32 protein-coding genes are annotated in these 25,460 nt (G+C 52.5%); 12 read left to right on the top strand and 20 right to left on the bottom strand.

Translation table 11 applies throughout. The features are described 5' to 3' along the window. Positions 1-22: 22 nt before the first annotated feature. The 6 genes from smr to BLO43_RS04485 all read left to right on the top strand — a co-directional run bounded on the left by smr (position 23) and on the right by BLO43_RS04485 (position 3,995). Positions 23-340: a multidrug efflux SMR transporter Smr gene (gene smr, locus BLO43_RS04510; protein WP_090906023.1), complete on the top strand. Its 318-nt coding sequence runs from the start codon at positions 23-25 to the stop codon at positions 338-340. Positions 341-636: 296 nt separating this feature from the next. Next, the gene (locus BLO43_RS04505) at positions 637-1,854 is read left to right on the top strand and encodes a DUF2863 family protein (protein ID WP_090906022.1); all 1,218 of its coding nucleotides are present in this window, start codon (positions 637-639) and stop codon (positions 1,852-1,854) included. Between the two features lie 196 nt (positions 1,855-2,050). Continuing rightward, positions 2,051-2,596, top strand: a complete 546-nt coding sequence (locus BLO43_RS04500; protein WP_074633878.1) for a septation protein A — start codon at positions 2,051-2,053, stop codon at positions 2,594-2,596. Then, complete coding sequence (locus BLO43_RS04495) at positions 2,596-2,895, top strand: YciI family protein (protein ID WP_074634344.1); 300 nt, start codon at positions 2,596-2,598, stop codon at positions 2,893-2,895. Before BLO43_RS04500 ends, BLO43_RS04495 begins: the two co-directional genes overlap by 1 nt. Before the next feature lie 8 nt (positions 2,896-2,903). Continuing rightward, a complete protein-coding gene (locus BLO43_RS04490; protein ID WP_175443856.1) occupies positions 2,904-3,170 on the top strand; it encodes a BolA family protein in 267 nt (88 codons plus the stop codon). Positions 3,171-3,200: 30 nt separating this feature from the next. Then, positions 3,201-3,995: a peptidyl-prolyl cis-trans isomerase gene (locus BLO43_RS04485; RefSeq protein ID WP_175443855.1), complete on the top strand. Its 795-nt coding sequence runs from the start codon at positions 3,201-3,203 to the stop codon at positions 3,993-3,995. Positions 3,996-4,169: 174 nt separating this feature from the next. Here BLO43_RS04485 and alr read toward each other — a convergent pair whose 3' ends face one another. Further along, on the bottom strand, positions 4,170-5,246 hold the full coding sequence (gene alr, locus BLO43_RS04480) for an alanine racemase (RefSeq protein WP_090906021.1): 1,077 nt from the start codon (positions 5,244-5,246) through the stop codon (positions 4,170-4,172). A 189-nt stretch (positions 5,247-5,435) separates the two neighbouring features. Between alr and lplT the strand changes: the two genes are divergently transcribed. Further along, positions 5,436-6,710 (top strand): lysophospholipid transporter LplT, encoded by a 1,275-nt coding sequence (gene lplT / locus BLO43_RS04475; RefSeq protein WP_090906020.1) that lies wholly within the window; start codon positions 5,436-5,438, stop codon positions 6,708-6,710. 19 nt (positions 6,711-6,729) lie between these two features. Here lplT and BLO43_RS04470 read toward each other — a convergent pair whose 3' ends face one another. From BLO43_RS04470 to tsaB, 6 genes are all read right to left on the bottom strand, one after another. Beyond that, positions 6,730-7,236: a TPM domain-containing protein gene (locus tag BLO43_RS04470; RefSeq protein WP_090906019.1), complete on the bottom strand. Its 507-nt coding sequence runs from the start codon at positions 7,234-7,236 to the stop codon at positions 6,730-6,732. Next, positions 7,237-8,139 carry a TPM domain-containing protein gene (locus BLO43_RS04465; RefSeq protein ID WP_254773327.1) on the bottom strand — a complete coding sequence of 301 codons (903 nt, stop codon included), beginning with the start codon at positions 8,137-8,139 and terminating at the stop codon, positions 7,237-7,239. 81 nt (positions 8,140-8,220) lie between these two features. After that, positions 8,221-8,826 (bottom strand): LemA family protein, encoded by a 606-nt coding sequence (locus tag BLO43_RS04460; RefSeq protein ID WP_090906093.1) that lies wholly within the window; start codon positions 8,824-8,826, stop codon positions 8,221-8,223. Between the two features lie 212 nt (positions 8,827-9,038). After that, the gene (locus tag BLO43_RS04455) at positions 9,039-9,785 is read right to left on the bottom strand and encodes a uracil-DNA glycosylase (protein ID WP_090906018.1); all 747 of its coding nucleotides are present in this window, start codon (positions 9,783-9,785) and stop codon (positions 9,039-9,041) included. Beyond that, positions 9,782-10,243: a ribosomal protein S18-alanine N-acetyltransferase gene (rimI, locus tag BLO43_RS04450; RefSeq protein WP_074633884.1), complete on the bottom strand. Its 462-nt coding sequence runs from the start codon at positions 10,241-10,243 to the stop codon at positions 9,782-9,784. Before rimI ends, BLO43_RS04455 begins: the two co-directional genes overlap by 4 nt. After that, entirely contained in the window at positions 10,240-10,911 is a 672-nt protein-coding gene (tsaB, locus tag BLO43_RS04445; RefSeq protein ID WP_090906017.1) for a tRNA (adenosine(37)-N6)-threonylcarbamoyltransferase complex dimerization subunit type 1 TsaB, read from the bottom strand. Before tsaB ends, rimI begins: the two co-directional genes overlap by 4 nt. 131 nt (positions 10,912-11,042) lie before the next feature. Here tsaB and BLO43_RS04440 point away from each other — a divergent pair, with 131 nt between their 5' ends. Continuing rightward, positions 11,043-11,483 carry a host attachment protein gene (locus BLO43_RS04440; protein WP_090906016.1) on the top strand — a complete coding sequence of 147 codons (441 nt, stop codon included), beginning with the start codon at positions 11,043-11,045 and terminating at the stop codon, positions 11,481-11,483. Between the two features lie 12 nt (positions 11,484-11,495). Here the strand turns inward: BLO43_RS04440 and thpR are convergent, their stop codons facing one another. The 8 genes from thpR to ccsA all read right to left on the bottom strand — a co-directional run bounded on the left by thpR (position 11,496) and on the right by ccsA (position 18,681). Then, positions 11,496-12,065, bottom strand: a complete 570-nt coding sequence (thpR, locus tag BLO43_RS04435) for an RNA 2',3'-cyclic phosphodiesterase (protein WP_090906015.1) — start codon at positions 12,063-12,065, stop codon at positions 11,496-11,498. Further along, a complete protein-coding gene (gene ispF, locus BLO43_RS04430; RefSeq protein WP_090906014.1) occupies positions 12,052-12,549 on the bottom strand; it encodes a 2-C-methyl-D-erythritol 2,4-cyclodiphosphate synthase in 498 nt (165 codons plus the stop codon). Before ispF ends, thpR begins: the two co-directional genes overlap by 14 nt. Positions 12,550-12,847: 298 nt before the next feature. After that, entirely contained in the window at positions 12,848-13,543 is a 696-nt protein-coding gene (ispD, locus tag BLO43_RS04425; RefSeq protein WP_090906013.1) for a 2-C-methyl-D-erythritol 4-phosphate cytidylyltransferase, read from the bottom strand. 94 nt (positions 13,544-13,637) lie between these two features. Beyond that, positions 13,638-14,393, bottom strand: a complete 756-nt coding sequence (gene zapD / locus BLO43_RS04420) for a cell division protein ZapD (protein WP_074633890.1) — start codon at positions 14,391-14,393, stop codon at positions 13,638-13,640. A 127-nt stretch (positions 14,394-14,520) separates the two neighbouring features. Next, on the bottom strand, positions 14,521-15,126 hold the full coding sequence (gene coaE / locus BLO43_RS04415) for a dephospho-CoA kinase (protein WP_090906012.1): 606 nt from the start codon (positions 15,124-15,126) through the stop codon (positions 14,521-14,523). Between the two features lie 244 nt (positions 15,127-15,370). Further along, positions 15,371-16,231 (bottom strand): prepilin peptidase, encoded by an 861-nt coding sequence (locus BLO43_RS04410; RefSeq protein WP_090906011.1) that lies wholly within the window; start codon positions 16,229-16,231, stop codon positions 15,371-15,373. A gap of 22 nt (positions 16,232-16,253) precedes the next feature. Next, complete coding sequence (locus BLO43_RS04405) at positions 16,254-17,549, bottom strand: HlyC/CorC family transporter (protein WP_175443866.1); 1,296 nt, start codon at positions 17,547-17,549, stop codon at positions 16,254-16,256. Positions 17,550-17,853: 304 nt separating this feature from the next. Continuing rightward, entirely contained in the window at positions 17,854-18,681 is an 828-nt protein-coding gene (ccsA, locus tag BLO43_RS04400) for a cytochrome C assembly family protein (protein ID WP_090906010.1), read from the bottom strand. Positions 18,682-18,746: 65 nt separating this feature from the next. On the opposite strand from ccsA, the gene ffh reads away from it, so the two are divergent. Further along, positions 18,747-20,096: a signal recognition particle protein gene (gene ffh, locus BLO43_RS04395; protein WP_090906009.1), complete on the top strand. Its 1,350-nt coding sequence runs from the start codon at positions 18,747-18,749 to the stop codon at positions 20,094-20,096. A gap of 11 nt (positions 20,097-20,107) precedes the next feature. Here ffh and BLO43_RS04390 read toward each other — a convergent pair whose 3' ends face one another. From BLO43_RS04390 to coaBC, 3 genes are read right to left on the bottom strand one after another with little or no spacing between them, the layout of a single operon-like run. Next, positions 20,108-20,617 (bottom strand): DUF192 domain-containing protein, encoded by a 510-nt coding sequence (locus BLO43_RS04390; protein WP_254773326.1) that lies wholly within the window; start codon positions 20,615-20,617, stop codon positions 20,108-20,110. 20 nt (positions 20,618-20,637) lie between these two features. Then, positions 20,638-21,087, bottom strand: a complete 450-nt coding sequence (gene dut, locus BLO43_RS04385; protein WP_090906008.1) for a dUTP diphosphatase — start codon at positions 21,085-21,087, stop codon at positions 20,638-20,640. 16 nt (positions 21,088-21,103) lie between these two features. Further along, a complete protein-coding gene (gene coaBC / locus BLO43_RS04380) occupies positions 21,104-22,312 on the bottom strand; it encodes a bifunctional phosphopantothenoylcysteine decarboxylase/phosphopantothenate--cysteine ligase CoaBC (RefSeq protein ID WP_090906007.1) in 1,209 nt (402 codons plus the stop codon). A 149-nt stretch (positions 22,313-22,461) separates the two neighbouring features. Here coaBC and radC point away from each other — a divergent pair, with 149 nt between their 5' ends. The 3 genes from radC (at position 22,462) to rpmG (ending at position 23,638) form a co-directional block, all read left to right on the top strand. Then, positions 22,462-23,136, top strand: a complete 675-nt coding sequence (gene radC / locus BLO43_RS04375; RefSeq protein ID WP_090906006.1) for a RadC family protein — start codon at positions 22,462-22,464, stop codon at positions 23,134-23,136. Positions 23,137-23,198: 62 nt separating this feature from the next. Next, on the top strand, positions 23,199-23,435 hold the full coding sequence (rpmB, locus tag BLO43_RS04370; protein WP_074633897.1) for a 50S ribosomal protein L28: 237 nt from the start codon (positions 23,199-23,201) through the stop codon (positions 23,433-23,435). Positions 23,436-23,482: 47 nt separating this feature from the next. After that, on the top strand, positions 23,483-23,638 hold the full coding sequence (rpmG, locus tag BLO43_RS04365) for a 50S ribosomal protein L33 (RefSeq protein ID WP_004176237.1): 156 nt from the start codon (positions 23,483-23,485) through the stop codon (positions 23,636-23,638). A gap of 125 nt (positions 23,639-23,763) precedes the next feature. Here rpmG and BLO43_RS04360 read toward each other — a convergent pair whose 3' ends face one another. Continuing rightward, positions 23,764-24,930 (bottom strand): DesA family fatty acid desaturase, encoded by a 1,167-nt coding sequence (locus BLO43_RS04360; protein ID WP_090906005.1) that lies wholly within the window; start codon positions 24,928-24,930, stop codon positions 23,764-23,766. Positions 24,931-25,143: 213 nt separating this feature from the next. Further along, positions 25,144-25,440, bottom strand: a complete 297-nt coding sequence (locus BLO43_RS04355; protein WP_090906004.1) for a hypothetical protein — start codon at positions 25,438-25,440, stop codon at positions 25,144-25,146. Positions 25,441-25,460 lie beyond the last annotated feature (20 nt).

Below are 25,460 nucleotides of genomic sequence, written 5' to 3'. Positions count from 1 at the left end.
TTCACAGATAGGATAAGAACAGATGAGTTGGGTGTACCTCGTTCTCGCCGGCCTTTTTGAGATTGGCTGGCCAGTTGGCCTGAAAATGGCCCAAGAGCCGCAGACGCGTTGGACGGGGATCGCCGTGGCTGTTGCGTTCATGTGTGTCAGTGGCTTCTTGCTGTGGCTCGCGCAGCGCCACATACCGATTGGAACCGCCTATGCAGTTTGGACGGGTATTGGTGCTGCAGGAACGTTCCTGGTTGGTGTACTGTATTACGGCGACCCAACATCATTTGCCAGGTACATGGGTGTCGCGCTGATTATCGGGGGCGTCGTAACACTCAAACTGGCGCATTAGTTACCATAGGAAGTGGATTCAGCGGCGATGAAGACCGGGCTGCGCGCCCATGAGCCCTATATTCTTGTACGATTTGCTTTCATTCTCCCCTCCCCTACCACTCACATAGCATCCTTTTCCTGAACGTACCCGTCCTGGTCTGCACGGCAACCGCGGCCTGCTGTGCTTCGATATCCGCCAGAGCGCCTCGTTGGCGTGCAAACCCATCGCATCTCCTTCCTCAATACGGACTCTACCCCTTCCAATCCCAGGATTTGAGTTAAAATGTCTTCTTAACTTGTTACGTATACCTTTACATGAAAAAACCCCGCGTCCCGCATCGCACCAAATCCCCACGCGTGGTTCAAGAGCTCTCCAGGCTGGCAGCGGGGCTTGCGGCTTCCGGCAGCCGTATCGAGGATGCTTTCTGGGAGAACCGGCTTGCGGCAAAGATACATGCCCAATTGCGTACCGGCGACGATCAAAACCTTGAAGCGGCGCTGGATCAACTCTATGACACCGATTCTGTGGGTTACGGTGAATTCATTTACGCCATTGAAGCGGCGATCGAATGCGGCGTACTGATACGGGAAGGCATTGGTCATGATGTACTGATGTTCGCGGCGCCTATGTTGACCTGGTCGCGTTTCTCAATTCCTTCCGGCCTGATATCCGAACCGGTACTTGCCGCTCTCCGGGCGCAGTTGCAGGCACATGTGCTGGCGGAAGATGTCCAATTCGTACTGGCGGATTGCCTGTTCAGTCCCGACCAGCTTCCACGTGGTTATCACCTCACGCATGAACTTGCCAACAAATTGTGGACAGCCGCGGTGGCGGGAGAACGGGACCTGCACATAAATCCACGCCAACTGGCTGAAACCGGGCGTTTTCTGTCCGATACCCGCTACCTCCTCGGTGCGATTGCAGTTCCACAGGGGAAATCCATGTTCCGATGGCAGGAAGCTGACGGAGCCAGCACAGACAAGAACGCCACTCCGCCTGGCGTAAAATTTTCCAAGCAGGAGACACTGCTCGCATGGCAGGCCCATGGCGCCGAAGCACTTCGGCCGCTATTTCAGGGTTGCGCATTCGAATTGTTGATACCCGATGGTTTTTTTTCGGCATGGCGCATGGCGGATCGCCTTGCCCGGCCCTATTCCACCCATGCCACCATTGATTTTCTGCAATCAACGCTGAATATTTCCGCAAACAGGCTGCGTGCGGTGATCGCGCCCTTTTACGACCAGTGGCTGGAGGAATACCGGGTAAGCTTTACTCTCAAGGATCGCGACGAAGTCCTCTATGGCATCGTCTGGGCGCTGGTAGGTGACGAAGACGAAAACAGCGACACCGTGACGCAAATCGAAACGACGCTGCGAGAATGCGGTATCACGCATACGACAGTGCTGGAAAATCGTTTCCTTCTGGAATATTGCGAAGAGTGCGGCGCACCGCTATTTCCAAATCCGGAGGGTGAAGTAGTACATGCTGAATTTCCCGACGAAGGCGAAGTTGCGCCGGTACATTTGCATTGAAGCACGCGCTGAAATAGCGTTAGTCAGCGCGTTGATCGGCTTCCCCGACGGCGGTGTTCGCATCGGTCACGGAATATAGAAAATTACAATCGTTTTAATCTGTTATATCCTTGGCTATTCATGAAATTAAATAGCCTTTTGCAGACTTAACCGACATAATCGCTCCATCAATTAACCGAAAACCGTATCGACATTTATGAAGTTTCTTTTTGATCTCTTTCCGGTTATTCTGTTTTTCATTGCTTTCAAGATCTATGGAATCTACGCCGCCACCGCTGTAGCCATTGTGGCAACTTTTGCGCAAATCGGCTGGGTATGGTATCGCCACCGCAAGGTTGAAACCATGCTTTGGGTAAGCCTCGTTATCATCGTCATCTTCGGCAGCGCGACGCTGATACTGCAGGATGAAACTTTCATCAAGTGGAAACCGTCCGTGCTCTACTGGTTGTTCGCCGGTGCGCTGCTCCTGGCCCACGCGATTTTCAAGAAGAATTTGATTCGTGTCATGATGAAGGAGCAGATTGCACTTCCAGAACCCATATGGGCTCGCCTCAACGCTAGTTGGGCAGCATTTTTCGCATTGATGGGTGGCGCCAATCTCTATGTGGCCTTTAATTATTCCACTGAAACCTGGGTCAATTTCAAGCTGTTCGGGTTCATGGGACTGATGCTGGTATTTATCGTGGCTCAAGGGCTGATACTGGGAAAGTATATGGAAGACAAGGAGGATAAAGAAGCATGATGCTCTATGCGATAAGCGGCGAAGACATTCCGGAGAGCCTGGAAAAACGGTTGGCGGTCCGAGCGGCTCACCTGGAACGTCTCAATGAGTTGCGGCGAGAGGGGCGCCTTATTCTGGCGGGACCCTATCCGGCGATTGATAGTCCCGATCCTGGCCCCGCCGGGTTCTCCGGCAGCCTCATCGTGGCGGAGTTTGAATCGCTCGAAGCGGCGCGCAGTTGGGCGGAAACCGATCCCTATGCCACATCGGGCGTATATGCAAGACTGACAGTCAAGCCATTCAAGAAAGTTTTGCCATAAAAATAAGAATGGTGAGTACAATCGAATTGATCAGGCAGAAGCTCGCTGTTCTTGATCCGGAACAGATTCATATCGTGGATGAAAGCACCAGGCATGCAGGGCATGAGGGTGCTAAAAGTGGTGGCGGACATTACTTGCTCACAATTGTCTCACGCGAATTTTCCGGCAAATCCGCTCTGGTCCGGCACCGCCTCGTCTATACCGTGTTGAAAGAGATGATGCATAAGGATATTCACGCGCTGAGTGTAAAAGCGTATACTCCCGAAGAAATTTGATTCGATTCAATCCACTGACAAGGAAAACCTATGCGTTTTATGAAACTTTCTCAATTGACGGTACTCGGTATTTCCGGCTTGATCGCCGTAACGACTGTTCAGGCCCAATCCACACCCATGGCCAAGGTGAATGGAGTGTCAATTCCTCAGTCGCGCCTTGAATTTATTGTAAAAGCACGTGCCGCCCAAGGTCAGGCCGATAGTCCCGAAACCAGAAAAACCTTGCGTGAGGATCTCATAACCGAGGAAGTCATCGCGCAGGAAGCCCTGAAAAAAGGACTTGATAAGGATCCGGATTTCGTATCCCAGCTTGAAATTGCTCGCCTGACAGCATTGGTCAGAGCATATCAAATCGATTATGTGAAGAGCCACCCGGTCAGCGATGAAGAACTGAAGAAAGAATATGACTCACTGAAAACCCAGATGGGCGATAAGGAATACAAGGCACATCACATCCTGGTCGCTACCGAGGCGGAAGCAAAAGACATCATCGCGCGTATCAAGAAGGGTGGCAAGTTTGATAAGCTTGCGCAAGAAAAATCCATTGATGCTGGCAGCAAAAGTAAAGGCGGTGAACTCGACTGGAGTCCCGCGGCCAGCTATGTCCAACCCTTTGCCGAAGCCCTGATGAAAATGACCAAGGGTCAGCTTACCGAGCAGCCAGTGAAAACTCCTTTTGGCTGGCACGTCATCCGACTGGATGACATACGGCCCCTGAAGATTCCGCCATTTGAAGAAATAAAGCAGAATCTGGCACAACGCGTATTACAACGGCAATTTGCAACCTTTGTCGGTGACCTCCGCGCCAAGGCAAAAATCGAATAACCCGGAATTCAAAGTTTCATCAGAAAAAAGGCGGTCGGATTGACCGCCTTTTTTATTCTAAATCCGGCCTGTAGCGAGCTCACCCAAGAAATGAAGACTGCGTGACGAAAAAAGTCGTTGTAGATCATCACACTGAAATGAGATATCAGCGATCAACCGCCGGATTCAGGCTCATTACGTCACTATCGGCATGCGCGGCGCCAGAGCGCATAACAACTCATAGCTTACCGTGCCGGCCGACTGCGCTACCTCATCCACAGGCAACCCCTTCCCCCAGAGTGTTACCGGACTGCCTACGTCCGCATCCTCAATTCCGCTCAAATCCACATGCAGCATATCCATGGATACGCGCCCGATGAGCCGGGTACGCCTGCCATTCACCAGCACAGGGGTGCCGGCGGGTGCGTGACGGGGGTAGCCGTCGGCGTAGCCGCCCGCCACAATACCGGCACGCATTGGCCGGTCGGCGCGAAACATGTGGCCATATCCCACCCCGTCTCCGGACTTAAGCGCTTGCACCGCGATAATTCTGCTCGATATTGTCATGGCGGGATGCAAATCCAGTTCGTCAGCGGTTTTGTCAGGAAGCGGCGAAGCGCCATAAAGCATGATACCGGGCCGCACCCAATCCGCATGTGTTTCAGGATAGCGCAGGATAGCGGCGGAGTTGGCCAACGAGCATGGCAGGTTCCGCCCTTTGGCAACAGCATTGAAGCGTTGCAGCTGCGCGGCAATGCTTTCATTTCCATCGGACTCATCGGCGCGGGAAAAATGAGTCATCAGCGTAATCTGGCCGATAGCGGGATTAGCTTTCAGCGTTTCCAGCGCGGCAGAGAATTGCTCAAGCGTGAAGCCCAAGCGGTTCATACCGGTATTAAGCTTCAGAAACACATCGAGCCTGCCGCCGCGTGGCCTGTATGCCGATAACATTGCCAGTTGTTCGTGATGGTGGACCACGGTGCTTAAATGGTACTTTTCGATCCACGCCAATTCCTCCATGGCAAAAAAACCTTCGAGCAGTAGAATGGCCTGGCGATAACCTGCTTCCCGCAACCGAACGGCGGCGTCAATTTCTAGCATGGCAAAACCCTCCGTGCGCTTCAGTGCTTCAGCCGCGCGCAGCAGCCCGTGACCGTAAGCATCGGCTTTGATCACCGCCATGACACGCGAACGGGGAGCATAACGGCGAACGACGGATAGATTATGTTCGAGCGCGGACAGATCAATCAGCGCCTGAATGGGACGTGACATTAGCGTTCAGGGCGTGAGGAAATTTTGATCATTCCAGATCCGGATTCAGAATTATTGATCCTGAAACAGCGGGTTTCAATTGGTGGCGTAAACGGTTTCATGGTATAAACTTTTTCGCCAAAATAAGCCGGGATGACCATTGTATAATCTGACACCTAATGATGAGAAAGTTTTTGGAGGGAAAGTAGGGTGAAACGCGGATTCTATACCATCATGGCAGCGCAGTTTTTCTCTTCGCTCGCGGACAATGCGCTGCTTGTCATTGCCATTGCACTTCTGATAGAACTGCATGCGCCTGCGTATCTCACCCCGATGCTCAAGTTTGTATTCGTTTTATTCTATGTGATTCTCGCTCCTTTCGTCGGTGCTTTTGCCGATTCCATGGCCAAGGGGCGGGTAATGTTCATCAGCAATACGATCAAGATTGTGGGCTGTAGCCTGCTTTTCCTGGCTTCGCATCAGTATTTCGCCCTCACCGCCTATGCGGTCGTCGGACTTGGGGCTGCCGCCTACTCTCCCGCCAAATACGGAATACTTACCGAACTGCTCCCTCCTGAAAAGCTGGTCATCGCCAATGGCTGGATCGAAGGGCTCACCGTAGCCTCCATTGTGCTGGGCACGGTATTGGGTGGACTGCTCATAACCCCCTCAATCTCCGCTCTATTTCTGGGGTTCGACTTCCCCTTCATAGACACTGGCGTGGATACCGTACCGGAAGCGGGCATTCTCCTTGTCGCCGTTTTTTATAGTACCGCCGCCATCTTCAATCTATACATTCCAAACACCGGCGTGGATCACCGTATTCTCAAGAAGAACCCCATATTCCTGGTGCACGAGTTCGCTCACTGTATGAAGCTGCTATGGACGGATAAGCTCGGACAGATTTCACTCGCTGTCACCACACTGTTCTGGGGAGCTGGCGCAACACTTCAATTCATCGTATTAAAATGGGCCGACGCGGCACTCGGCTACCCGCTAAACAAAGCCGCCCAGTTGCAAGGTGTGGTCGCCGTCGGGATTGCGCTAGGTGCGGTTGTCGCGGCACGGCTGGTATCGCTGCGGCAGTCCGTAAAAGTTATCCCGCTTGGCATTGCCATGGGTATTGTGGTGATGGCCATGATTCTGGCGCGCGACCTGTGGATTGCGATTGTGCTTCTCACGCTGATAGGCGGGTTGGCGGGATTCTTTGTGGTGCCAATGAACGCCCTGCTGCAACACCGCGGGCACATCCTGATGGGGGCGGGACATTCCATCGCGGTGCAGAATTTTAACGAGAATCTAAGCATCCTCACCATGCTGGCGATATATGCGGTACTGGTAAGCTTCGATGTGCACGTTTATACCGTTATCATTCTGTTCGGCTTGTTCGTGGCGGTTATTATGGCACTGATACGTCAGTGGCATCTGCACAATCAGAGCATTGAGGATTCTCTCCATCTGATCGGAGCTCACAAGGGACATTAGTCGTTTAGCCTGGACACCGCTACAAAATAACCGGGGTATCGGGCAGCTCGTTCTCTCTGTCTTCGGGCTGTCCCTCTGTCCGGAAATGCTTTTTCAGATGGCTACCCACAGCGCTAATTCCAGCGACTACCCCTGATTCAAAATGGCCCTGACGAAAAGCCGTTTCCATTTCTCGGCAGATTCTTTCCCATTCCTCACCGCTGACTTTGACGTTAATCCCCCGATCTGCAACGATCTCAACGTCGCGGTCCGCGAGCAGCAGGTAAACCAGCACACCGTTGTTATGCTCAGTGTCCCATACACGGAGTTGGGAAAATACCTCTACCGCCCGCTCCCGCGCCGGCTGATCTCTAAGCAAAGGCAGAGTATCCAATGCTGCCTCCACCGCAAAGCAGACTTCACCCTCATGGCTGATTTCCGACTGCTTGATGGCTTGCTCGATGGCTACCAGGGAAGCATGGGGAAACAAGCGCCGCACCATCGCACGACCCGTAAGGAAATGCCGCAGTATGCGTGTAAGATTCATTTACCATCTCCCTGAGGCGCCACCACCGCCAAAACCACCCCCTCCTCCTCCCCCAAAGCCGCCCCCTCCACCAAATCCACCTCCGCCGCTCCTGCCGCCCATCCCGCCAAACCCACCGGGAGGCCAGCCACCCCGCCCGCCTCTGGCAATTCCCCCACCCGCGTTACCAAACAGACTTATAAAGAACGCGAGAAAAGCGATAATCAAGGCAGCAATTATCGAAGAAAAAACGAGCCAGCCAATGAAGCCCCCCGCTACACTCATTATGGTGGCGCCAATGAAACGCCCAAACATGGATTGCAGTACTTTGCCGGCTACGATAAGTGCAATAAAAATGAGAAAAACATTGTCCAGAACAATATCCATCCCTGCCGGAGCGCCATTGCCACGCTTGGGTTGCGGCGGAGGCAATGGTTCTCCTTCGATTACCCCAATTATTTTCTCGATTCCCGCATTGATACCACCCGCGAAATCTCCCTGCCGGAGCCTGGGAACCATTATTTCTTCGATGATACGCTTCGCCATGGCATCCGGCAGCACACCCTCCAATCCATAACCCACCTCGATCCGCAATGCCCTGTCTTGCTTCGCAATGACCAGCAGGATGCCGTCATCCACGCCTTTTCGCCCCAGTTTCCAGTTCTCCGCAACTCGAATCGAATACTGTTCAGCAGTTTCGGGGTGCGTGGTAGGAACGGCCAACACCGCGATCTGACTGCCTTTTTTTGCCTCGAATGCAGCCAGTTTCTGCTCCAGCTGCGCGGCCTGATTCGCGGTGAGTGTTCCGGTCAGATCGGTAACATGGGATTTGAGAGGCGGAACCGCCACTTCCGCCGCTAATAAGGAAGCAGAAAGAAGCAGTACGATTAACGTGAGGGCCTTTCCCCAAGTTTGAATCATCATCCCAGGTCCCTAAATCCCTTATGAGTCATGGGTGGTCAACCGCCAAGTTCTGATAGCGAACCCATTGAGACACAATTTCTATTATTTTGCCGGCGATGGTGTGCTGAAATCCACCTTGGGAGCGGAGGAAATTTCCTTCTCATTCTCTACGGTGAAGCCTGGCTTCACCTGAAAACCAAACACCATTGCGGTAAGATTGCTGGGGAATGAGCGCACCACCACGTTGTATTCCTGGACCGCCTTGATGTAACGATTGCGGGCCACCGTGATACGGTTTTCGGTACCTTCCAGCTGGGCCTGCAATTCACGGAAATTAGCATCCGATTTAAGTTGTGGATAATTCTCCGCCACTACCAGTAAGCGCGATAGGGCACCCGACAATTCCCCTTGGGCGCTTTGAAATTTGGCAAATGCTTCCGGATTGTTGATCAGCTCCGGGGTAGCCTGGATGCTACCCACTTTGGAGCGGGCATTCGTCACCCCCAGCAGTACATCTTTTTCCTGTGCGGCGAAACCCTTCACCACATTTACAAGGTTGGGAACCAGATCAGCGCGGCGCTGATACTGATTCAGAACTTCCGACCAACCCGCCTTGATCTGTTCATCGGTAGACTGCAGGGTATTGTAGCCACAGCCGCTTAAAGTAAGCGTAAGAAGCAACGTCAGGGATAACAGCAAATTATTCATGGCATTCTTCCTGAAAGAATTGGGTTTGAGGAACCTCCGATCAAGTTCCAGCGAGCTCTCCAGCAACATGATCCATAGGGGCTTTTCCGAGATCCACTGATTGTAAATGGGGATTAAACAGCAGATTGCAAGGGAACTCGGAATAAGCCTCCGTTGGCGCGGCGGCGTATGTCCCCTCGGCACACAAACGTCGGCAATGCGCTCACATTGGCTTACCCGGAAGCTCTCAAGCCTTGCATCGTACTTCTGGCAAAACACAAATCCTCCCAGACCTTTGCCTTGTCGGCAAGCGTACGCAGCAGATAAGCCGGATGGTAGGTGACAATAACAGGAATACCGGAATGCTCATGCAGCCTTCCGCGCAGACTGGCAATAGCGGCATCGGTATGCAGCAGGTTCTGCGCAGCGACTTTTCCCAGCGCAATAATGAGTTTTGGCTTGATCAAGCCGATTTGCCGCTCAAGATAAGGTGCGCACTGCCTCGCCTCATCGGGACTGGGATTTCTATTGCCCGGTGGGCGGCATTTCACGATATTGGTGATATAAACATCCCGGCCGCGCTTCAGATTGATTGCCGCCAGCATATTATCCAGCAATTTTCCGGAGGGTCCGACAAAGGGCTCTCCCCTGGCATCCTCCTCGGCACCCGGCCCTTCGCCTATGCATAGCCAATCGGCATTTTTGTCGCCTACGCCGGGTACCGTGCGGGATCGAGATCGGCAGAGCGGACACGCAATGCAACCCTCTACGCTTATCTTAAGCTCATCCCAGCCCATTCGCAGGATTTTCGAACGACGCTCTTCCGCAGCGTCAGCCGGGTGGCTGACAACTTGTTCGCTGGACTCGACCAGTGCGGCAGGATCTTCCCCGGAAACTCTGGCACGCCACAATGGAGTCAAACCCAGCTCCTTGAGTATTTCGTTACGTCTGGCCCGCCTGGAATGGCCGGCCGCGGTCATAATATCAACTCCATGACGATGGAGTCCTCGCGTCCGCCCATCGCGGGATAATAATCCCTGCGTTTGCCGATCTGCCTGAACCCTATCCGCTCATACAGCCGGGCAGCCGCACGATTAGACTCTCGCACATCCAGAAACATCGAGCGCGCGCACTGGTCCCTGGCAATGCAAATAAAATACTGCAACAATTTCTCGCCCCAACCCTTCCGTTGCGATCCCGCGGCGACGCTAAGCGTTAGTAAATGGGCTTCTTCGGGTCCGATTATCATCACACCGTAGCCAAAAAGATGCCCATTCTGCTCCAGCACCAGGCAATGATAGCCGGAATCGATCGAATCGCTGAAATTGCCGCGCGTCCAGGGAAAGAGAAAAACCTCCCGCTCGATTGCCACGACCGCATCCAGGTCCGTCATCAACATTCGCCTGATTTGGGGCATTTCCCGCAATTGAGCGCTCATCGTTCTTTTTCCTTCAGGGCCACCTTGTTACGGACATAAAGTGGCGTGGCATCAGCGGGGTCTACACCCAGTCCCTTCGCAAACCTCGGCTCAGCCAGTTGAATCATTTCGCGTGCATGAGGCCGGAGATCGCCCATGACGTGCTTGATACAGCCATCGTAGCGGGTGCGCAATGCTTCGCCATACATGGAAAAACCGCTGCCGCAACCCATCCAGCTCCTTCCACGTACTAATGGCGCTTGCTGTGGCGGGCATAGCGTCGGCCCACTCACCGGTTGCCACCCGTCGACCGTTTTTGTATAAGCGGCATGATAAATCTCGCTCATACGGGCGTCGAGCGCCGCAATCACGTTATTGCCCCCCGCTGCTTCCGCCAATGCTTCCAATGTGCATATGCCGATTACCGGCAGATCCGCGCCAAAAGCCAACCCCTGCGCCACTCCGCAAGCGATGCGCAAACCCGTGAAAGAGCCTGGCCCAGCGCCAAAGGCAATCCCATCCAATTGTGCCAGCGTCAGTCCGGTTTCGCCCAGCATTTGCCGCAGCATCGGCAAAATCAGTTCGGAATGCCGCTGTTCCGCGAGAACCTCCCGGCTGAGTATTTCGCCATCCAGCCATACTGCAATCGAGCAGTACTCGGTAGAAGTATCAAGAGCAAGAATTTTCAAAGAGGCTGATCGAATGAGTAGGAAGGATTATAATGGGCTGAAGCAACACCCTTTCCGGCGGAAACTTATGTCGAGAATTCATTGTCCATTATTACGGCAATGTTACTTTAACATCATCTCAGGGAGGAGTCATGAGCATCACGTGGATACTCGTTGCAAATGCAAGCGCAGCCTATCTCTACGCAAATTGCGGGCCCAAAAAAGGACTACAGAAACTCAAAGAATTCAAACATGACGCCAGCAGGGAAAAAGGGCAGGATCTGGTATCCGACCGCCCCGGACACAACAAAAGTCACGGTAATGGCCGTGGCTCCTACATACCCGCCACTGATCCAAAACAAAACCAGGCACAGAATTTTGCCCTTCAGCTAGCCAGGGAACTCGAGCAGGGGCGTACAACCAATAGCTACCAGCGTCTTATCCTGGTGATATCAGCGCCGTTCATGGGACTCGTCAACGGCAGCTTGGGAAGCCATGTGCGTACCCTGGTAAGCGACACCTTCGAGAAGGATTACACCAAAACCAGCGAAAAAAATCTGACAAGGCATCTGGAAAGCTGCATTTATCTCTGATACGTGGCGTAGTCATGCCAAAGGCCAGCGGCGGATGGGCGTATAAACCGGTCCGCTGCTGGTCTGCTCCGATTTGACCAGCATCCATTCACGCACCTGCCAGGCTATAGGCTCCGCCAATTCAGGCAAGGTCTGGCACGAAGCATCCCTCATCAACGTAATATGGGGTTTATAAGCTCGTTGCTCCAATGTAAACCCGGCGGTGGATAGCGCATTCTCTAGAGCACTCACCAGATCGATAAGTTTTGGAGGAATCCCGCCTGTCGCCGCGTATAAGATGCGATTACGTTTCCAGTAGCGAATTTCTTCCACGGCAAAATCAAATGCGCTCACGCCGGAATCCTTAATTCTGTCGGCTGCCAGGCATAGCGTTTCCAGCTTGCTGGCACCCACTTCCCCCACAAATACCAGGGTGAGATGAATATTTTCTGCTTTAGTTTTCCGTCCGACGCAGAGTGCTTCCCCTCGCAACTGTTCCGCCAACCCTGCCAATTGCTTCCGCGCCGCATCGTCCGGCCATATGGCAAAGAAAACCCGGGTTGTTCCTTCGCTGATATCCGGATTGCTCTCAGTTGTCCGCATCGTCCATTCGGGTAATCAGGCATACCGCCTCTGCTTCTATCCCCTCACCCCTGCCAACCGGACCCAGGCGCTCGGCGGTTTTGGCCTTGACGTTGACATCCCCTGTCCGCATGCGAAGATCCTGTGCGATGTTGGTCACCATGGCGGGAATATGCGGCGACATTTTCGGTGCCTGAGCGATGATCGTAGCATCGATATTCATCACTTCATAATGATGCTCCGCCAGCAGACGGGAAACATTTTGCAATAACACGCGACTGTCGATGTTCTTGTAACGCGGATCGGTATCCGAAAAGTGCCTGCCGATATCACCCAGCGCTGCGGCACCCAGTAACGCATCGCAGATCGCATGCAGTAACACGTCCGCATCGGAATGCCCGAGCAGACCTTTTTCATAGGGAATGGCCACGCCGCCGATGATAAGTTTACGGCCTTCGACCAATTGATGTACATCAAAACCCTGTCCGATTCTAACCTTACTCACTCTTTCTCCTCTTTTTATCCTGAATCCGGTAGTTGGACGCCCTTACCAGAAGGCGGGGACCAAATAACATGAAAATATTAAACTACCGGATTTAGGTTTATCTCTTATTGGTCCGCCAGGCAACAGTACAAAACGTTATACCGGTGAAAGCTGGAATCCAGCGGCATTCAAGGTACGCCACTGCTGGTTTGGACTGGATTTCGGGTCAAGCCCGCAATGACAAAATTCAGGTACTTTCTCGCCAGATGGCTAGCAAATCTTAAGACTGATACAGACCATAGCGCTCCTGCGGCCACGCTCAGGGATTTCTCAGTATCAACTCCGCCAGCGCAAGATCCTGGGGATAGGTCACTTTCAGATTGCGTGCATCGCTTAGAACCAGCTTGGGATGCAAGCCCAGCGCTTCAATCGCCCCGGCATCGTCGGTCATGGTTACGCCACCCATCATGCTCAACGCTTCCACGAGCAACTGATAACGGAACATCTGTGGCGTTTGCGCCTGCCATAGACTTTCCCTGGACTCGGTATGCTCAACCCGCCTGCTGGCATCGCCGCGTTTTAATGTATCCGCCACCGGAACCGCGAGCAACCCCCCCACCTTATCATCGGCCAGTTCATCCAGCAACTTGTCGAGTTGCATCTCAGCTAAACAGGGCCGCGCTGCGTCATGCACCAGCACCCAGTCGTCATCGCCAATGGACGAAACTCCTCGTGCCGCCTTCAGGCCATTGAGCACGCTTTCAGCGCGCGTGGCACCGCCACATTCAAGTACCTCCAGTTTGCCGGAGAAGTCTGACCAGTCATGCCGCAACCATTCCTCATCGCCGGGCGCGAGCACGACGAATACGCAGGTGATTCGTGATGAACTACACAAGATTCTCAAGGCATGATAAATCATGGGCTTGCCAGCCAATGACAGATACTGCTTGGGAAGCTCGTCTCCCATACGTGAGCCGGAACCAGCTGCGGGAATTAGCGCAAAAAAATTAGGCATTGCATCGTGAAATAGCGCGGAATCAATCGATCAAATCCGGTAAAAAACAGCGCCTTCACCCTCGCGGGGATTGTTGCCATGATTACCAGGCAGATTATAAATTACAATAAGTCAGCTCAAACTTTACATCATCATCGTATATCTTGGTTTTTTGCCTGGAACCGGAGATGACGAAACGAATGTTAAGCGCATATTTATTGGCACTGATTTCAGGAACACAAGGCAAACCCTCGTCTACCTTCAGGCACAGCATATGCGCCACCCGTGCGGATCCCATTTGCTGAAATACACCATGGCGGGCGATATGCGGAAAAGTCTTGCCGCTGCACCGTAGCAGGTTCAAAACAATACTGAAGGCTTCCTCCAGTGGCAGCATCGGCGCCACCCACTCGTTGAGATCATTACGGCGCAGGATGGGATCCAGATGCAGCCAATAGTGATAAGACGGCAGATCGAATTCACATGCCCCACCCGGTATTCCCATACGCTGCTTGATACTCATCAGCCATTCATCTTCACGCATATGTTCCCCGATTTTTCCCGCCATGTTGAGCATGCTGTGGGATGCTGCCTGGATGTTACTCAGCACTTCGTTCAACGCACCTTCGGAAATATCCGGACTTTTGCGCATGGTTTCCAATGCCTGCTTTTGGCGCTCCAGCTCCTGCAATAATTCCGACTTCATATCGGCGCGGCTCGTTACATCGAGTATTTCAAACAAGGTAACAAGCGCGGAGTGGTGCTCAATGGCTTCGTCCCTGGCCGAAAAGAAGGCTACCTTGTCAAACAAATCCTCGAGCCGCAGCAAGGTGCGAATGCGCTCATTAAGGGGATGTTCGTAGCAAATCACGATAGTAAGCCAAGGGGCGGGATTGATGCGGGACAAGACATGTGATATTGCCCTATGAAACAGAATTTTACAATCAAAATTGGCATTAAAATTGCTCTGTAATGAAAGGGAAATGATCGCTTAAAAATCAACCTTTGCTCGCCAAAGCGAGATATTTTTTGTGCAGCGCATCCACCTGTTGCCGAAGATGCAACACATCCGCATCATTGGCAATCACATCATCCGCTCGCCGCAATCGTTCCTGACGTGAGAACTGGTTGGCCATAATGGCATGCACAGTCTGCTCATCCATTCCCGTGCGGGCCATGGCACGAGCGATCTGATCATGTTCGTTGCAATCCACTACCAGGATACGCTGGATCATTTCACGGTAGCCGCCTGTTTCCAGCAGCAACGGCACAACGACTATTCCGTAGGGGGCGGAGAAAAGTGCAGCACGGTGAGCCACTTCAATACGAATAAGAGGGTGGAGAATCGCCTCAAGCTCTCGCCGCCAGCCGTCGTCGGAGAAAACCAGAGCCCGCATTTCTTTCCGATTCAGCGCACCTTCAGCGGTAATGAATTTCCCGGTAAATATTTTCCGAATGGCCGGAATCGCGGCGCCCTGTGGCTGGGTAAGTTCATGCGCGATCGCATCGGTATCAACCACGTCGGCACCCAGCGATGCAAAGAATTTCGCGGCGGTAGTTTTGCCGCTCCCGATTCCTCCAGTTAAACCGATTATCAAAGACATAAATCAAACCTAAATCCGGCAGTTGACCGCTTATTTTGTCAGTCCATAACTATGATTCGTAAAAAACTTTTGCACCATTTTATTCTCACCTTTTGGGTAAGTCCGCTACGAGGCGGATTGCACGGTTTTTGCGGCACATGGCTACGTTGCAACTCCTTGGAATGGAATGACCATGCCGCGTCGTTGCGCCTTGTCATGTACCCCAAAAACCATGCACTCCACCCGTCTAATTACCGGACTTAGGTTAAAATAAATCAAGATAGGCGCTATTGATCTGATTTCCCCAGAACAAGGCAACGAAGCTGCCGCCAACCAGATATGGCCCGAACGGAATGGGAACGTGACGCCCGTGCTTTGCAATCACTATCAGTCCGATACCTGCTATGGCTCCCACCAGGGAAGAAAACAGAATGACCAGTGGCAGCATTTGCCATCCGAGCCACGCGCCGATCACGGCAAGCAATTTGAAATCACCATACCCCATGCCTTCCCTGCCGGTAATAAGTTTGAAGCACCAGTATACCGACCACAGCGCAAGATAACCGGCAACGGCACCGATAACCGCGGAGCGGATGTCGGTGAAACCATCGCCCAGATTGACCAGTAATCCTCCCCACAGCAAAGGTAACGTAATGTCGTTGGGGAGTAGCTGCGTATCCATGTCGATGAATGCCAGCGCCATCATTGCCCAGACAAAGGCCAGCGCCGCGAAAGCAGCAAAGCCATAGCCGAAATGCCAGGCTATGAAACCACTGATAAAGGCGGTTAAAACCTCAACAACAGGATAACGCGTGGAAATGGATGCATGGCATTGGGAGCAGTGCCCTCCTAAAAATACATAACTCACTACTGGAATATTCTCGAGGGCGGTTATTTTGTGTCCGCAATGAGGACAGGCGGAACGCGGAATAACGATATTGAATGGGGACTCCACCTCAACCGGTTCCCCACGCAACTCGGCGCATTGCCGCCGCCATTCCCGTTCCATCATTTTCGGCAAACGGTAAATAACGACATTCAAAAAACTGCCCACCATCAGACCAGCAATGGAGCAAAGCGAAATAAAAAAAAATGGAGAGTATTGCAATAGGTAATTAAATGACATCAAGATCGCGGCGTCAGAATTGCTAATCCGTGACCGGCTCCCCAGTTCCTGCAGCTGCCGTCAGACTGGGAAAAATTCGGACTACCTTGACCACCCGATCCTGAGTCTGGAGGATTTCCATTGGATAATCCGCGATTTTCAGACTGGTGCCGGCCTCAGGGATATCCTGGAAGTGTTCCAGAATGAGGCCATTAAGGGTCTTAGGGCCGCCGAGAGGCAGCTGTAACCCCAGCTTTCGATTAAGATCGCGCAGCAGGCTGCTGCCTTCCACTATGACACTGCCATTCTCCTCCTGTTTCACCAATATACGTGCTTGTGTCGGTGCGTGTGTAGTGAATTCCCCGATAATTTCTTCAACGATATCCTCCAGCGCCACCAATCCCATCCATTCGCCATACTCATCCACGATGAGGCCAACGCGCTCGCGGTTTTCCTGGAACAATTGCAGTTGCGAAAACAGGGGCGTGCCGGACGGAATAAAGTAGGGCTCGCGCATGATTTTCTCTAGTATCGCGGCGGTAATCTCGCCGCTTCTCATCTGGTTCAGTACTTTGCGCACATGAATGATGCCGGTCACGTTGTCCGGCGTTCCCCGGTATACCGGCAGACGGGTGTGATGGCAGGTTAACAGTTGATTGTGGATGGTTTCATCGTCGGCGCCCAGATCTATCGCTTCGATCTGACCGCGCGGTACCATGACGTCGTCAACGGTGACGGTCTCAAGGTCGAACAGATTGAGCAGCATACTTTGGTGCTTTTTACGAATGAAGTGTCCCGCTTCCAGTACCAGCGTTTTGAGCTCTTCCAGGCTGACTGTTTGCGCGGCGCTATCCTCCCTGGGCTTCAGGCGCAAAATGGTGAGCAGCGCCTGTACGAACAGGTTGACGAACCATACCACGGGGTAGACAACTTTCAGCAATGGGGTCAAGACGTAACTCGACGCCAGCGCAATGCGCTCGGGGTAGGCAGCGGCGATCACCTTGGGGGTAATTTCGCTGAACACCAGGATGGCGAAGGTCACGCATATCGTTCCGATAAACAGGGCCAGATCGTTCTGCCCGAAAAAATTTGAGATAATCACCGCAACCAGCGTCGCGGCCGCGGCATTCAACAAATTATTGCCAAGCAGAATCACGCCCAGAAGTCTGTCGGTATTCAGCAATAGTTGAGAGGTCAGGCGAGCGCCGTGGTGTCCCTCTTTTGCAAGATGTTTCAACCGGTAACGGTTGATGGCCATCATGCTGGTTTCAGAAAGGGAAAAAAAAGCGGATAGAATCAATAAAACAACCAGTGCCACTAGCAGCACATACAACGGCATGTCTTCCAAAAACGCCTCTATGCAAGTAGAAAAAATTCAGAATTGGAGGGTACTGATCAAAAATTCGACTGCCTGAAATTTTTGACGATCGGTAGATCCATCTAAACCCGTTTCCCTGCGCACTGTGTACCTGGCAGCCTATCGGACTTAAAGGAAATCAACTGCAAAAGCAGTCCTAAAGCATCCGGCCGGCCCATGGTTCGCCGCTTTTCAGTCGATGGAATAACTATTGGCCTTCAAAATCGTCAAAACCTGTCCTCGCTCAGTCACTTTTTCGCTTCGATTCTTCAAGTCCGACAGGCCGCTAGCGCTGCAGTATCACTTCCAGTACAAATTTACTGCCGAGATAGGCCAACAGCAGAATAATGAATCCAGCCAGTGTCCAGCGGATAGCGATGCGTCCGCGCCAGCCGTAAAGCTGCCTACCCGTTAGCAGCGCGGCGAAAACACCCCAGGATATGATACCAAACAGAGTCTTGTGGGTGAATTTGAGCGGCTGACCGAATACTTCCTCCGAGAAAATAATGCCACTGAGGAGCGTCAGCGTGAGCAGTATGAATCCCACCCAGATGACACGGAACAACAATTTCTCCATCGTAAGAAGCGGGGGCAGATTGGCCAGCACCGATGGCATTGACGGATGATGCAGGCGACGCTCCACCACCGCCATCAGCAATGCATGGAGGGCGGCAATGGTCAGCAGACTGTATGCCAGCATGGCGATGGAGATGTGAGCCTTGAAAGCGGGTAATTCCGTATTGGCCAAAGGACGCAGCGATGGAAACACCAGGGGCAGCAGCACCGCCACCGCTGCCACCGGCGCCACCAGGGTCTGCAATCCTTCCAGACGATAGAAGAAACCGGACAGCCAGTAAATCGTGGCGGTAAGCCATACGATGGACGAAACCGCGCTGCCCACGCCAAAATTCAATCCGGCGCCAGAGAATACGGACTGATAAAGCGTATAGCCATGCAGCAGCAGTGGCGCAAGAATGGCATAACGCTCCCATCCCGCAGCTATAATGATGTCGCCTGATGATCGTACGGGGGCATTCCATCTGGTGCGCCAGAAATGCCAACCAATCAGACCATAAAGCAGACAAGCGGCAACATAGGCTAGAATAACGGACATTGACATTGCGGACTAAAGCGGAATTCCGGCTAGTCTACACCAATTTTTCTTGAGGGGCATTTAGCATGTTCGACAATCTTACCAACCGGCTTTCCGTTGTTATCAAAACCCTGCGGGGCGAAGCACGGCTGACTGAAGCCAACATCCAGGACGCATTGCGTGAAGTGCGCATGGCGCTCTTGGAGGCCGATGTGGCCTTACCGGTGGTTAAGGAATTTATTGCACGCGTCAAGGAAAAAGCCGTCGGCAAGGAAGTCATGAGCAGCCTCTCACCGGGACAGGCGCTGGTGGGTGTGGTACATCAGGAACTTATCGCCATCATGGGAGGAGAAAAGGCCGATATCAACCTGGCGACCGTACCGCCGGCAGTCATCCTCATGGCGGGACTGCAGGGTGCCGGCAAGACGACCAGCAGCGGTAAACTCGCGAAATGGTTGATGGAACAGAAGAAGAAAAAGGTATTGCTGGTTTCCTGCGACACTTATCGGCCCGCCGCCATTCAGCAACTGGAACTGCTGGCAAAGCAAACCGGCACGGACTTCTTTCCTGTCCACGCGGGGCAGCAACCAAAAGAAATTGCCGCCGCCGCCCTGGATTTTGCTCGCCGGCATTTCCACGATGTCATGATTGTGGATACCGCTGGACGATTGGCTATCGACGAAGCCATGATGGAGGAAATCAGAGAGCTGGAAACGCTGCTGAAGCCTATCGAAACCCTATTCGTGGTGGACGCAATGCAAGGGCAGGACGCGGTCAATACCGCAAAGGCATTTGCCGAGGCGTTGCCCTTGACAGGGGTTATCCTCACCAAGCTTGATGGCGATGCCCGGGGTGGAGCCGCGCTGTCCGTGCTTCAGGTCACCGGCAAGCCCATAAAATTTGCCGGCGTAGCTGAAAAAATGACCGGGTTGGAGGCATTTCATCCAGATCGCATGGCCTCACGCATTCTCGGCATGGGAGATGTGCTGGGATTGATTGAGGAAGCCCAGCGCGGCGTGGATCAGCAAGAGGCTGAGAAACTGGCAAAGAAGATAAAATCGGGCAAGAGCTTCGATCTGAACGATTTTAAAATGCAGTTTCAACAAATGAAAAATATGGGCGGCATGAGCGCCATGATGGACAAATTACCCGCACAATTGACTCAAGCTGCGCAGAAGGTAAAAATGGACGACAAGGTCATGGGGCGCACCGAGGGCATCATCAATGCCATGACGCCGCAAGAGCGACTCAAACCGGAAATTCTGAAGGCGTCACGCAAGCGTCGCATCGCCACAGGAGCGGGTGTCCCGGTGCAGGAAGTGAACCGCCTGCTGGCGCAATTCGAACAAACGCAGAAGATGATGAAAATGATGAATAAAGGTGGGATGGCAAAAATGCTGCGAGGGATGAAGGGAATGTTGCCGGGAATGCGGTAAGACACGTTCGCTCACTCCGCTGCCGGTACCTTTTCTAGCCCCATAACCCGTGCGCCTGCTGTAATATTTCTTGTCTTGAACCAGCCACGATTCATTTCCAGCGCATATTTTGCCGCACCGGCGGAACTATGCGCTGTTTTAGTGTTGGGCATCATATCGGCAATGTTGAGAATCACCCCTTTTCCATCGATAAAAGCGACGCTCAACGGAATATCGGTATTCATCATCCACATACTCTGCCGGCCAATATAGGAAAACACAAATAGCATCCCGTTATTCTCACCCATCGACTGTCGAAACATCAGTCCTTGCGAACGGGTATCATGGGTGTGCGCAACTTCCGCGGAAACAGTATGACCTGAAATCCTGAGTTGGCTTACCGGCATTTCGGCATGAGCTGCCGCCGGCAAAAGAAAAATAAAAAGAATTGCAAGAATGCGTATTAACCTGAGCCGGGCAGCTGCAGAGAATTTGTCCGGGAAAGTAAAAGTCAAATAGCGCAAGAAGTGCTGGCGAACCATGGCGCGCAACCGAAGCCGGTTCAATGCTTGCCGGTACTGCCGAAACCATTCGCACCCCGGTGACTCAGCTCAAAGTCATCAACCACGTTAAAATCCACCTGCACCACCGGCACCACTACAAGTTGGGCGATGCGCTCCAGCGGATTCAGCGGAAAAGGGCTATGTCCGCGATTCCAGCAGGACACGAATATCTGCCCCTGGTAATCGGAATCGATAAGACCGACCAGATTCCCCAGGACAATGCCATGCTTGTGACCCAACCCGGAGCGCGGAAGTACCATCGCGGTAAGCCCGGGATCGGCAAGATGGACGGCGATGCCGGTGGGGATAAGATTGGCCTCACCAGGTTCGATGGTCATTACATGATCAATGCACGCCCGCAAATCCAGACCCGCGGAACCGGAGGTCGCGTAAGCCGGCAATTGATTTTTCAAACGTGGATCGAGAATTTTGATGTCAATTTTTGTCATGTCAGCCTGTCCGGATTTATTTTTCGGTTTGTTTCTCGTACAACGATGCAATATGTTTAATCAACCGTCGCGCTTGCTCAATTTTTGGCGCTTTCGGTAGATTATTCTTGCCGTCGTTATCAAATAAAGTCAACGTACTTTCATCGGAACCGATGGCATCCTGTGCCAGATTGGCGGCGAGTAGCGGCAGTTTTTTCTTGCGCCGCTTGGCTTCGGCATTTCTTTCCAGATTTTCGGTCTCTGCCGCAAAGCCCACGCAAAAAGGGGGTTGGGGCAGAGTTGCGACATACTCCAGGATATCAGGGTTAGGTATGAACTCCAGCGTGATGCCGCCCTCCGTTTTTTTTGTTTTCTGTTTATTCGTATTGATGGCGCGGTAATCCGCCACCGCCGCGACGCTCACAAAAATATCGATGCGGGAGATCTCTTTTTTTACAGCCGCCAGCATATCCCGTGCGCTCACCACATTGACGAGCCTGGCCGCCACGGGAGCTTCCAGGCACACTGGACCGGAAATAAGCGTGACTTCCGCTCCCGCTTCGAGCGCCGCGCGGGCCACCGCGTAACCCATTTTTCCCGAACTTAAGTTAGTGATGCCTCTGACCGCGTCGATAGCTTCGTAGGTAGGTCCCGCGGTAATGAGCACGCGCTTGCCTTGCAGCAGCTTTGGCTGGAAAAAAGCACATATTGTTTCAGCAAGCTCGGGCGCTTCCAGCATGCGGCCCATGCCGATCTCACCGCAGGCCTGGACGCCGCTGGCGGGACCGAGTATCGTCACCCCGTCGCGCTTTAGCGTAAAAATATTACGCTGAGTCGCGGGATTTTCCCACATTTGCCGATTCATGGCGGGGGCAATCATCAACGGACAATCGCGCGCAAGGCACAGCGTCGAAAGTAGATCATCGGCAAGTCCACAGGCAAGCTTGGCAATAAAATCCGCGCTGGCGGGAACGACAAGAATGGCATCAACGTTGCGCGAAAGATCAATATGAGCCATGCTGCTGGCAATACTGGTGTCCCAAAGATCCGTGAATACCGGTTTACCGGTTAACGCCTGTAACGTCGCGGTACCCAAGAAATGCCGTGCTGACTCGGTCATTACCGCTTGCACATCCATGCCTTCATGTATCAGAAGGCGTGCGAGTTCCGCTGCCTTGTATGCGGCCACACCACCGGTCAACCCCAGCAGCAGATGCCTGTCAGTGGCCAAGGATGTGTCGATCATAGTCACGTGGAATGGAATCATTTCGGTAGAGAAACAGGAGTTTAACCTAAAAACGGCACTTTATTAAAGGGAATGGCCTTTCTTCGAGAAGGTCGCCTTTCCGGTATTCCAATTCAACTTCGCTTTACTTTTGCCGTTACCATTACATTATGGCAATTCCAGACTGGCCCGAATCCGAACGTCCGCGCGAAAAACTCCTGAAGAACGGAGCGACGAATCTTTCCGATGCCGAACTCCTGGCGATATTCCTGCGAACGGGTATAAAGGGAAAAAGCGCTGTGGATCTGGCGCGTGAATTACTCAAGCATTTTGACGGTTTAACAGGTCTGTTTGCCGCGAATCAAGTCATTTTTTGCCAGGTGCCTGGAATGGGGCCAGCCAAATACGCCCAGCTACAGGCAGTACTGGAAATGGCGCGGCGCGCCCTGGAAGAAAAACTGAAAACGGGTGACACCATGAGTTCACCAGAATCAGTGCGCGATTATTTGCGCCTGAGTCTTGAAGGCAAGAAGCACGAGATTTTCATCGGCATTTTTCTCGATTCCCAGAATCGTACTATCGCAGCCGAGGAGCTGTTCAATGGCACGCTCACCCAGACCAGCGTATACCCGCGAGAGGTGGTAAAGCGGGCGCTGCACCATAACGCCGCCGCTATTATCTTTGCCCACAATCATCCTTCTGGTGTAGCGGAACCGAGTCAAGCCGATGAAATCCTGACCCACTCGCTCAAGCAAGCGCTTGCGCTGGTGGATGTAAAGGTCCTGGATCATTTTATAATTGGCGGCGGAACAGCTATGTCGTTCGCCGAGCGAGGATTGATTTGATTTGAGAAAATCTTTGAAATCGGGATATAATAGGCGTTTTTCGAACTCTGGAGTGGCTTATCATGGCACGCGTATGTGAAGTAACCGGCAAGAAACCGATGACTGGCCACCATGTTTCCCACGCTAACAACAAGACCAAGCGGCGCTTTCTACCTAATTTGCAGCGTCGCCGATTCTGGGTGGAAAGCGAGAATCGCTGGATCAGCCTGCGCCTGTCGAACGTGGCGCTGCGGACAATAGATAAGAACGGTATTGACGCGGTACTGACCGATATGCGTGCCCGCGGCGACCGCATTTAAAAACATCATGAAGCGCTATTCAGGCTTCGGCATCTAAGGACATCATTATGCGGGAAAAAATAAAACTTGAATCTTCGGCTGGCACTGGTCATTTCTATACCACCACCAAGAATAAACGCACCACGCCGGAAAAATTAGAGATTCTGAAGTTTGATCCGGTAGCGCGAAAGCACGTCAAATACAAGGAAATCAAACTCAAATAGGACTTTCATAGCAGCGGGACCCGGCTGCCTATAATGATATCTCCGGCAAAACCCGGAGTCCCAAATAAAAAACCCGCTATTAGCGGGTTTTTTATTTGGATCCATACCTCTCTGCTTTTAATTTCTCAGGCGTAGCAACGTAACCTGCGGGAGAAGTTTTGCAGCACCTCGATGCCACTTTCCTCGGCACGGTGACACCAGTCCTCTAATTGCTTGACCAGCTCATCTTTGGATGTCGTGGAGCGTTGCCATACCGCCATAAGCTCTTCACGCATTGTATAGACCTTGTCGAGGGTGATAGTTTTGCTCAGCACCAGACTCAACTTGGCGCGCTCGTCTTCTTGCAGGGTTCTGGAGTCGGCAAGTACCCATCGTTTAAGCGTAGGTCGATCCACACCAAGATTCGTAGCCGCTTCCTTCAGATGATCGACGTCCTTGGCCAGTGTTTGCTTGAGCGATTGAGCATACTTTGCAAGTACTTCATAGCGGTGAGAAATGACCGCTTGCAGCGTATCGAGATCACATGTTGTCTTGGCCGCATCAAGGCGCAGTTTGGGGGCCACTTTCTTCACCTGGGCCAATCCCATCGATTGCAGAATACATATGTACATCCAGCCGATGTCGAACTCGTACCATTTATTGGATAATCGCGCGGAAGTCGCATAAGCGTGATGATTATTATGCAATTCCTCCCCGCCAATGAGGATGCCCCAAGGAACAATATTGCGGCTGGCATCCTCTGCCTGGAAAGTGCGATATCCCCAGAAGTGTCCAATTCCGTTGATGACGCCGGCAGCCATGATCGGCGCCCAGGCCATCTGTATCGCCCAGATCGTAAGCCCCATGGTTCCGAACAGAATGAGATTGATGATCAGCATCAGCGCGACACCCTTGCGGCTTTGACCGGAGTAGACATTGCGCTCCAGCCAGTCATCCGGTGTACCGTGACCATATCTTTCGAGTGTTTCCAGATTCTTGGCTTCTTTCCGGTAGAGTTCCGATCCTTCCCTCAGTACTTTATTGATACCCAATACTTGGGGACTATGTGGATCGTCAGCAGTTTCGCACTTGGCGTGATGCTTACGGTGTATCGCTGTCCATTCCTTGGTGACCATGCCGGTAGTGAGCCATAGCCAGAAACGGAAAAAATGGCTGGGCAGCGGATGCAGCTCCAGAGAACGGTGAGCTTGATGGCGATGAAGATAGATTGTGATGCTGGCAATAGTGATATGAGTGAGAGCCAGAATAACTACGATATAACCCCACCACGGTAAATCAATAAGACCAGTCACAGTGAAATCCTTTTAGAAAATTTCCAGAGAGAAGAGATACAGCAATTTAAAGGGAAACTAACGTTTAGTCAAGAGATTATACTTCATAAAATATAGTGTGGTGCATCTACTTCTGACACAAAAAGACGGGGCGCCATGCAGCACTTGTCCGGACACCTGGAAGAACGACTTGGCGATCAAAATTTGGCACAAATCCCGGGGAAATCCCGGCTCCTACCGCCGCTTCTTACCAATTCCGGGGGGAACATCCGATGGGATGCCTCTGCGCTCAGTATCCTTCAGTCCACGCTCAATGTCTTCTACGGCCTGTTGTACCGTATCGCGCGATTCCTGATGTGCCGTGGCGGAAGCAGTACTTGCCGAGCCGGTTGTCTCGTCTCGATCATGAGGCAATAATAATTCTCTCTTCTCTTGTTTTGGAGAAGGAGGCTTTATCACATCTTCGGCTTTCTTCTTCGCATCAGCGTAAGCTTGTTGCTGGCGCGGATTCTTACTTTTCAGGATAGTCATGTCCTTACTCAGATCGCGGG

Source organism: Nitrosospira sp. Nsp13 (assembly GCF_900101945.1).
Classification (GTDB): Bacteria; Pseudomonadota; Gammaproteobacteria; order Burkholderiales; family Nitrosomonadaceae; genus Nitrosospira; species Nitrosospira multiformis_D.
Note: the sequence above shows the minus strand (reverse complement) of the source record. Positions and strands in the feature narration are given on the sequence as shown.

Bases quoted from the DNA above. Each gene is read 5' to 3' on its own strand.
- smr (WP_090906023.1), top strand. From the start codon at position 23: ATGAGTTGGGTGTACCTCGTTCTCGCCGGCCTTTTTGAGATTGGCTGG.
- BLO43_RS04505 (WP_090906022.1), top strand. From the start codon at position 637: ATGAAAAAACCCCGCGTCCCGCATCGCACCAAATCCCCACGCGTGGTT.
- BLO43_RS04500 (WP_074633878.1), top strand. From the start codon at position 2,051: ATGAAGTTTCTTTTTGATCTCTTTCCGGTTATTCTGTTTTTCATTGCT.
- BLO43_RS04495 (WP_074634344.1), top strand. From the start codon at position 2,596: ATGCTCTATGCGATAAGCGGCGAAGACATTCCGGAGAGCCTGGAAAAA.
- BLO43_RS04490 (WP_175443856.1), top strand. From the start codon at position 2,904: ATGGTGAGTACAATCGAATTGATCAGGCAGAAGCTCGCTGTTCTTGAT.
- BLO43_RS04485 (WP_175443855.1), top strand. From the start codon at position 3,201: ATGCGTTTTATGAAACTTTCTCAATTGACGGTACTCGGTATTTCCGGC.
- alr (WP_090906021.1), bottom strand. From the start codon at position 5,246: ATGTCACGTCCCATTCAGGCGCTGATTGATCTGTCCGCGCTCGAACAT.
- BLO43_RS04470 (WP_090906019.1), bottom strand. From the start codon at position 7,236: ATGAATCTTACACGCATACTGCGGCATTTCCTTACGGGTCGTGCGATG.
- BLO43_RS04465 (WP_254773327.1), bottom strand. From the start codon at position 8,139: ATGATGATTCAAACTTGGGGAAAGGCCCTCACGTTAATCGTACTGCTT.
- BLO43_RS04460 (WP_090906093.1), bottom strand. From the start codon at position 8,826: ATGAATAATTTGCTGTTATCCCTGACGTTGCTTCTTACGCTTACTTTA.
- BLO43_RS04455 (WP_090906018.1), bottom strand. From the start codon at position 9,785: ATGACCGCGGCCGGCCATTCCAGGCGGGCCAGACGTAACGAAATACTC.
- rimI (WP_074633884.1), bottom strand. From the start codon at position 10,243: ATGAGCGCTCAATTGCGGGAAATGCCCCAAATCAGGCGAATGTTGATG.
- BLO43_RS04440 (WP_090906016.1), top strand. From the start codon at position 11,043: ATGAGCATCACGTGGATACTCGTTGCAAATGCAAGCGCAGCCTATCTC.
- thpR (WP_090906015.1), bottom strand. From the start codon at position 12,065: ATGCGGACAACTGAGAGCAATCCGGATATCAGCGAAGGAACAACCCGG.
- ispD (WP_090906013.1), bottom strand. From the start codon at position 13,543: ATGCCTAATTTTTTTGCGCTAATTCCCGCAGCTGGTTCCGGCTCACGT.
- coaE (WP_090906012.1), bottom strand. From the start codon at position 15,126: ATGTCTTTGATAATCGGTTTAACTGGAGGAATCGGGAGCGGCAAAACT.
- BLO43_RS04410 (WP_090906011.1), bottom strand. From the start codon at position 16,231: ATGTCATTTAATTACCTATTGCAATACTCTCCATTTTTTTTTATTTCG.
- BLO43_RS04405 (WP_175443866.1), bottom strand. From the start codon at position 17,549: ATGCCGTTGTATGTGCTGCTAGTGGCACTGGTTGTTTTATTGATTCTA.
- ccsA (WP_090906010.1), bottom strand. From the start codon at position 18,681: ATGTCCGTTATTCTAGCCTATGTTGCCGCTTGTCTGCTTTATGGTCTG.
- ffh (WP_090906009.1), top strand. From the start codon at position 18,747: ATGTTCGACAATCTTACCAACCGGCTTTCCGTTGTTATCAAAACCCTG.
- BLO43_RS04390 (WP_254773326.1), bottom strand. From the start codon at position 20,617: ATGGTTCGCCAGCACTTCTTGCGCTATTTGACTTTTACTTTCCCGGAC.
- dut (WP_090906008.1), bottom strand. From the start codon at position 21,087: ATGACAAAAATTGACATCAAAATTCTCGATCCACGTTTGAAAAATCAA.
- coaBC (WP_090906007.1), bottom strand. From the start codon at position 22,312: ATGATCGACACATCCTTGGCCACTGACAGGCATCTGCTGCTGGGGTTG.
- radC (WP_090906006.1), top strand. From the start codon at position 22,462: ATGGCAATTCCAGACTGGCCCGAATCCGAACGTCCGCGCGAAAAACTC.
- rpmB (WP_074633897.1), top strand. From the start codon at position 23,199: ATGGCACGCGTATGTGAAGTAACCGGCAAGAAACCGATGACTGGCCAC.
- rpmG (WP_004176237.1), top strand. From the start codon at position 23,483: ATGCGGGAAAAAATAAAACTTGAATCTTCGGCTGGCACTGGTCATTTC.
- BLO43_RS04355 (WP_090906004.1), bottom strand. From the start codon at position 25,440: ATGACTATCCTGAAAAGTAAGAATCCGCGCCAGCAACAAGCTTACGCT.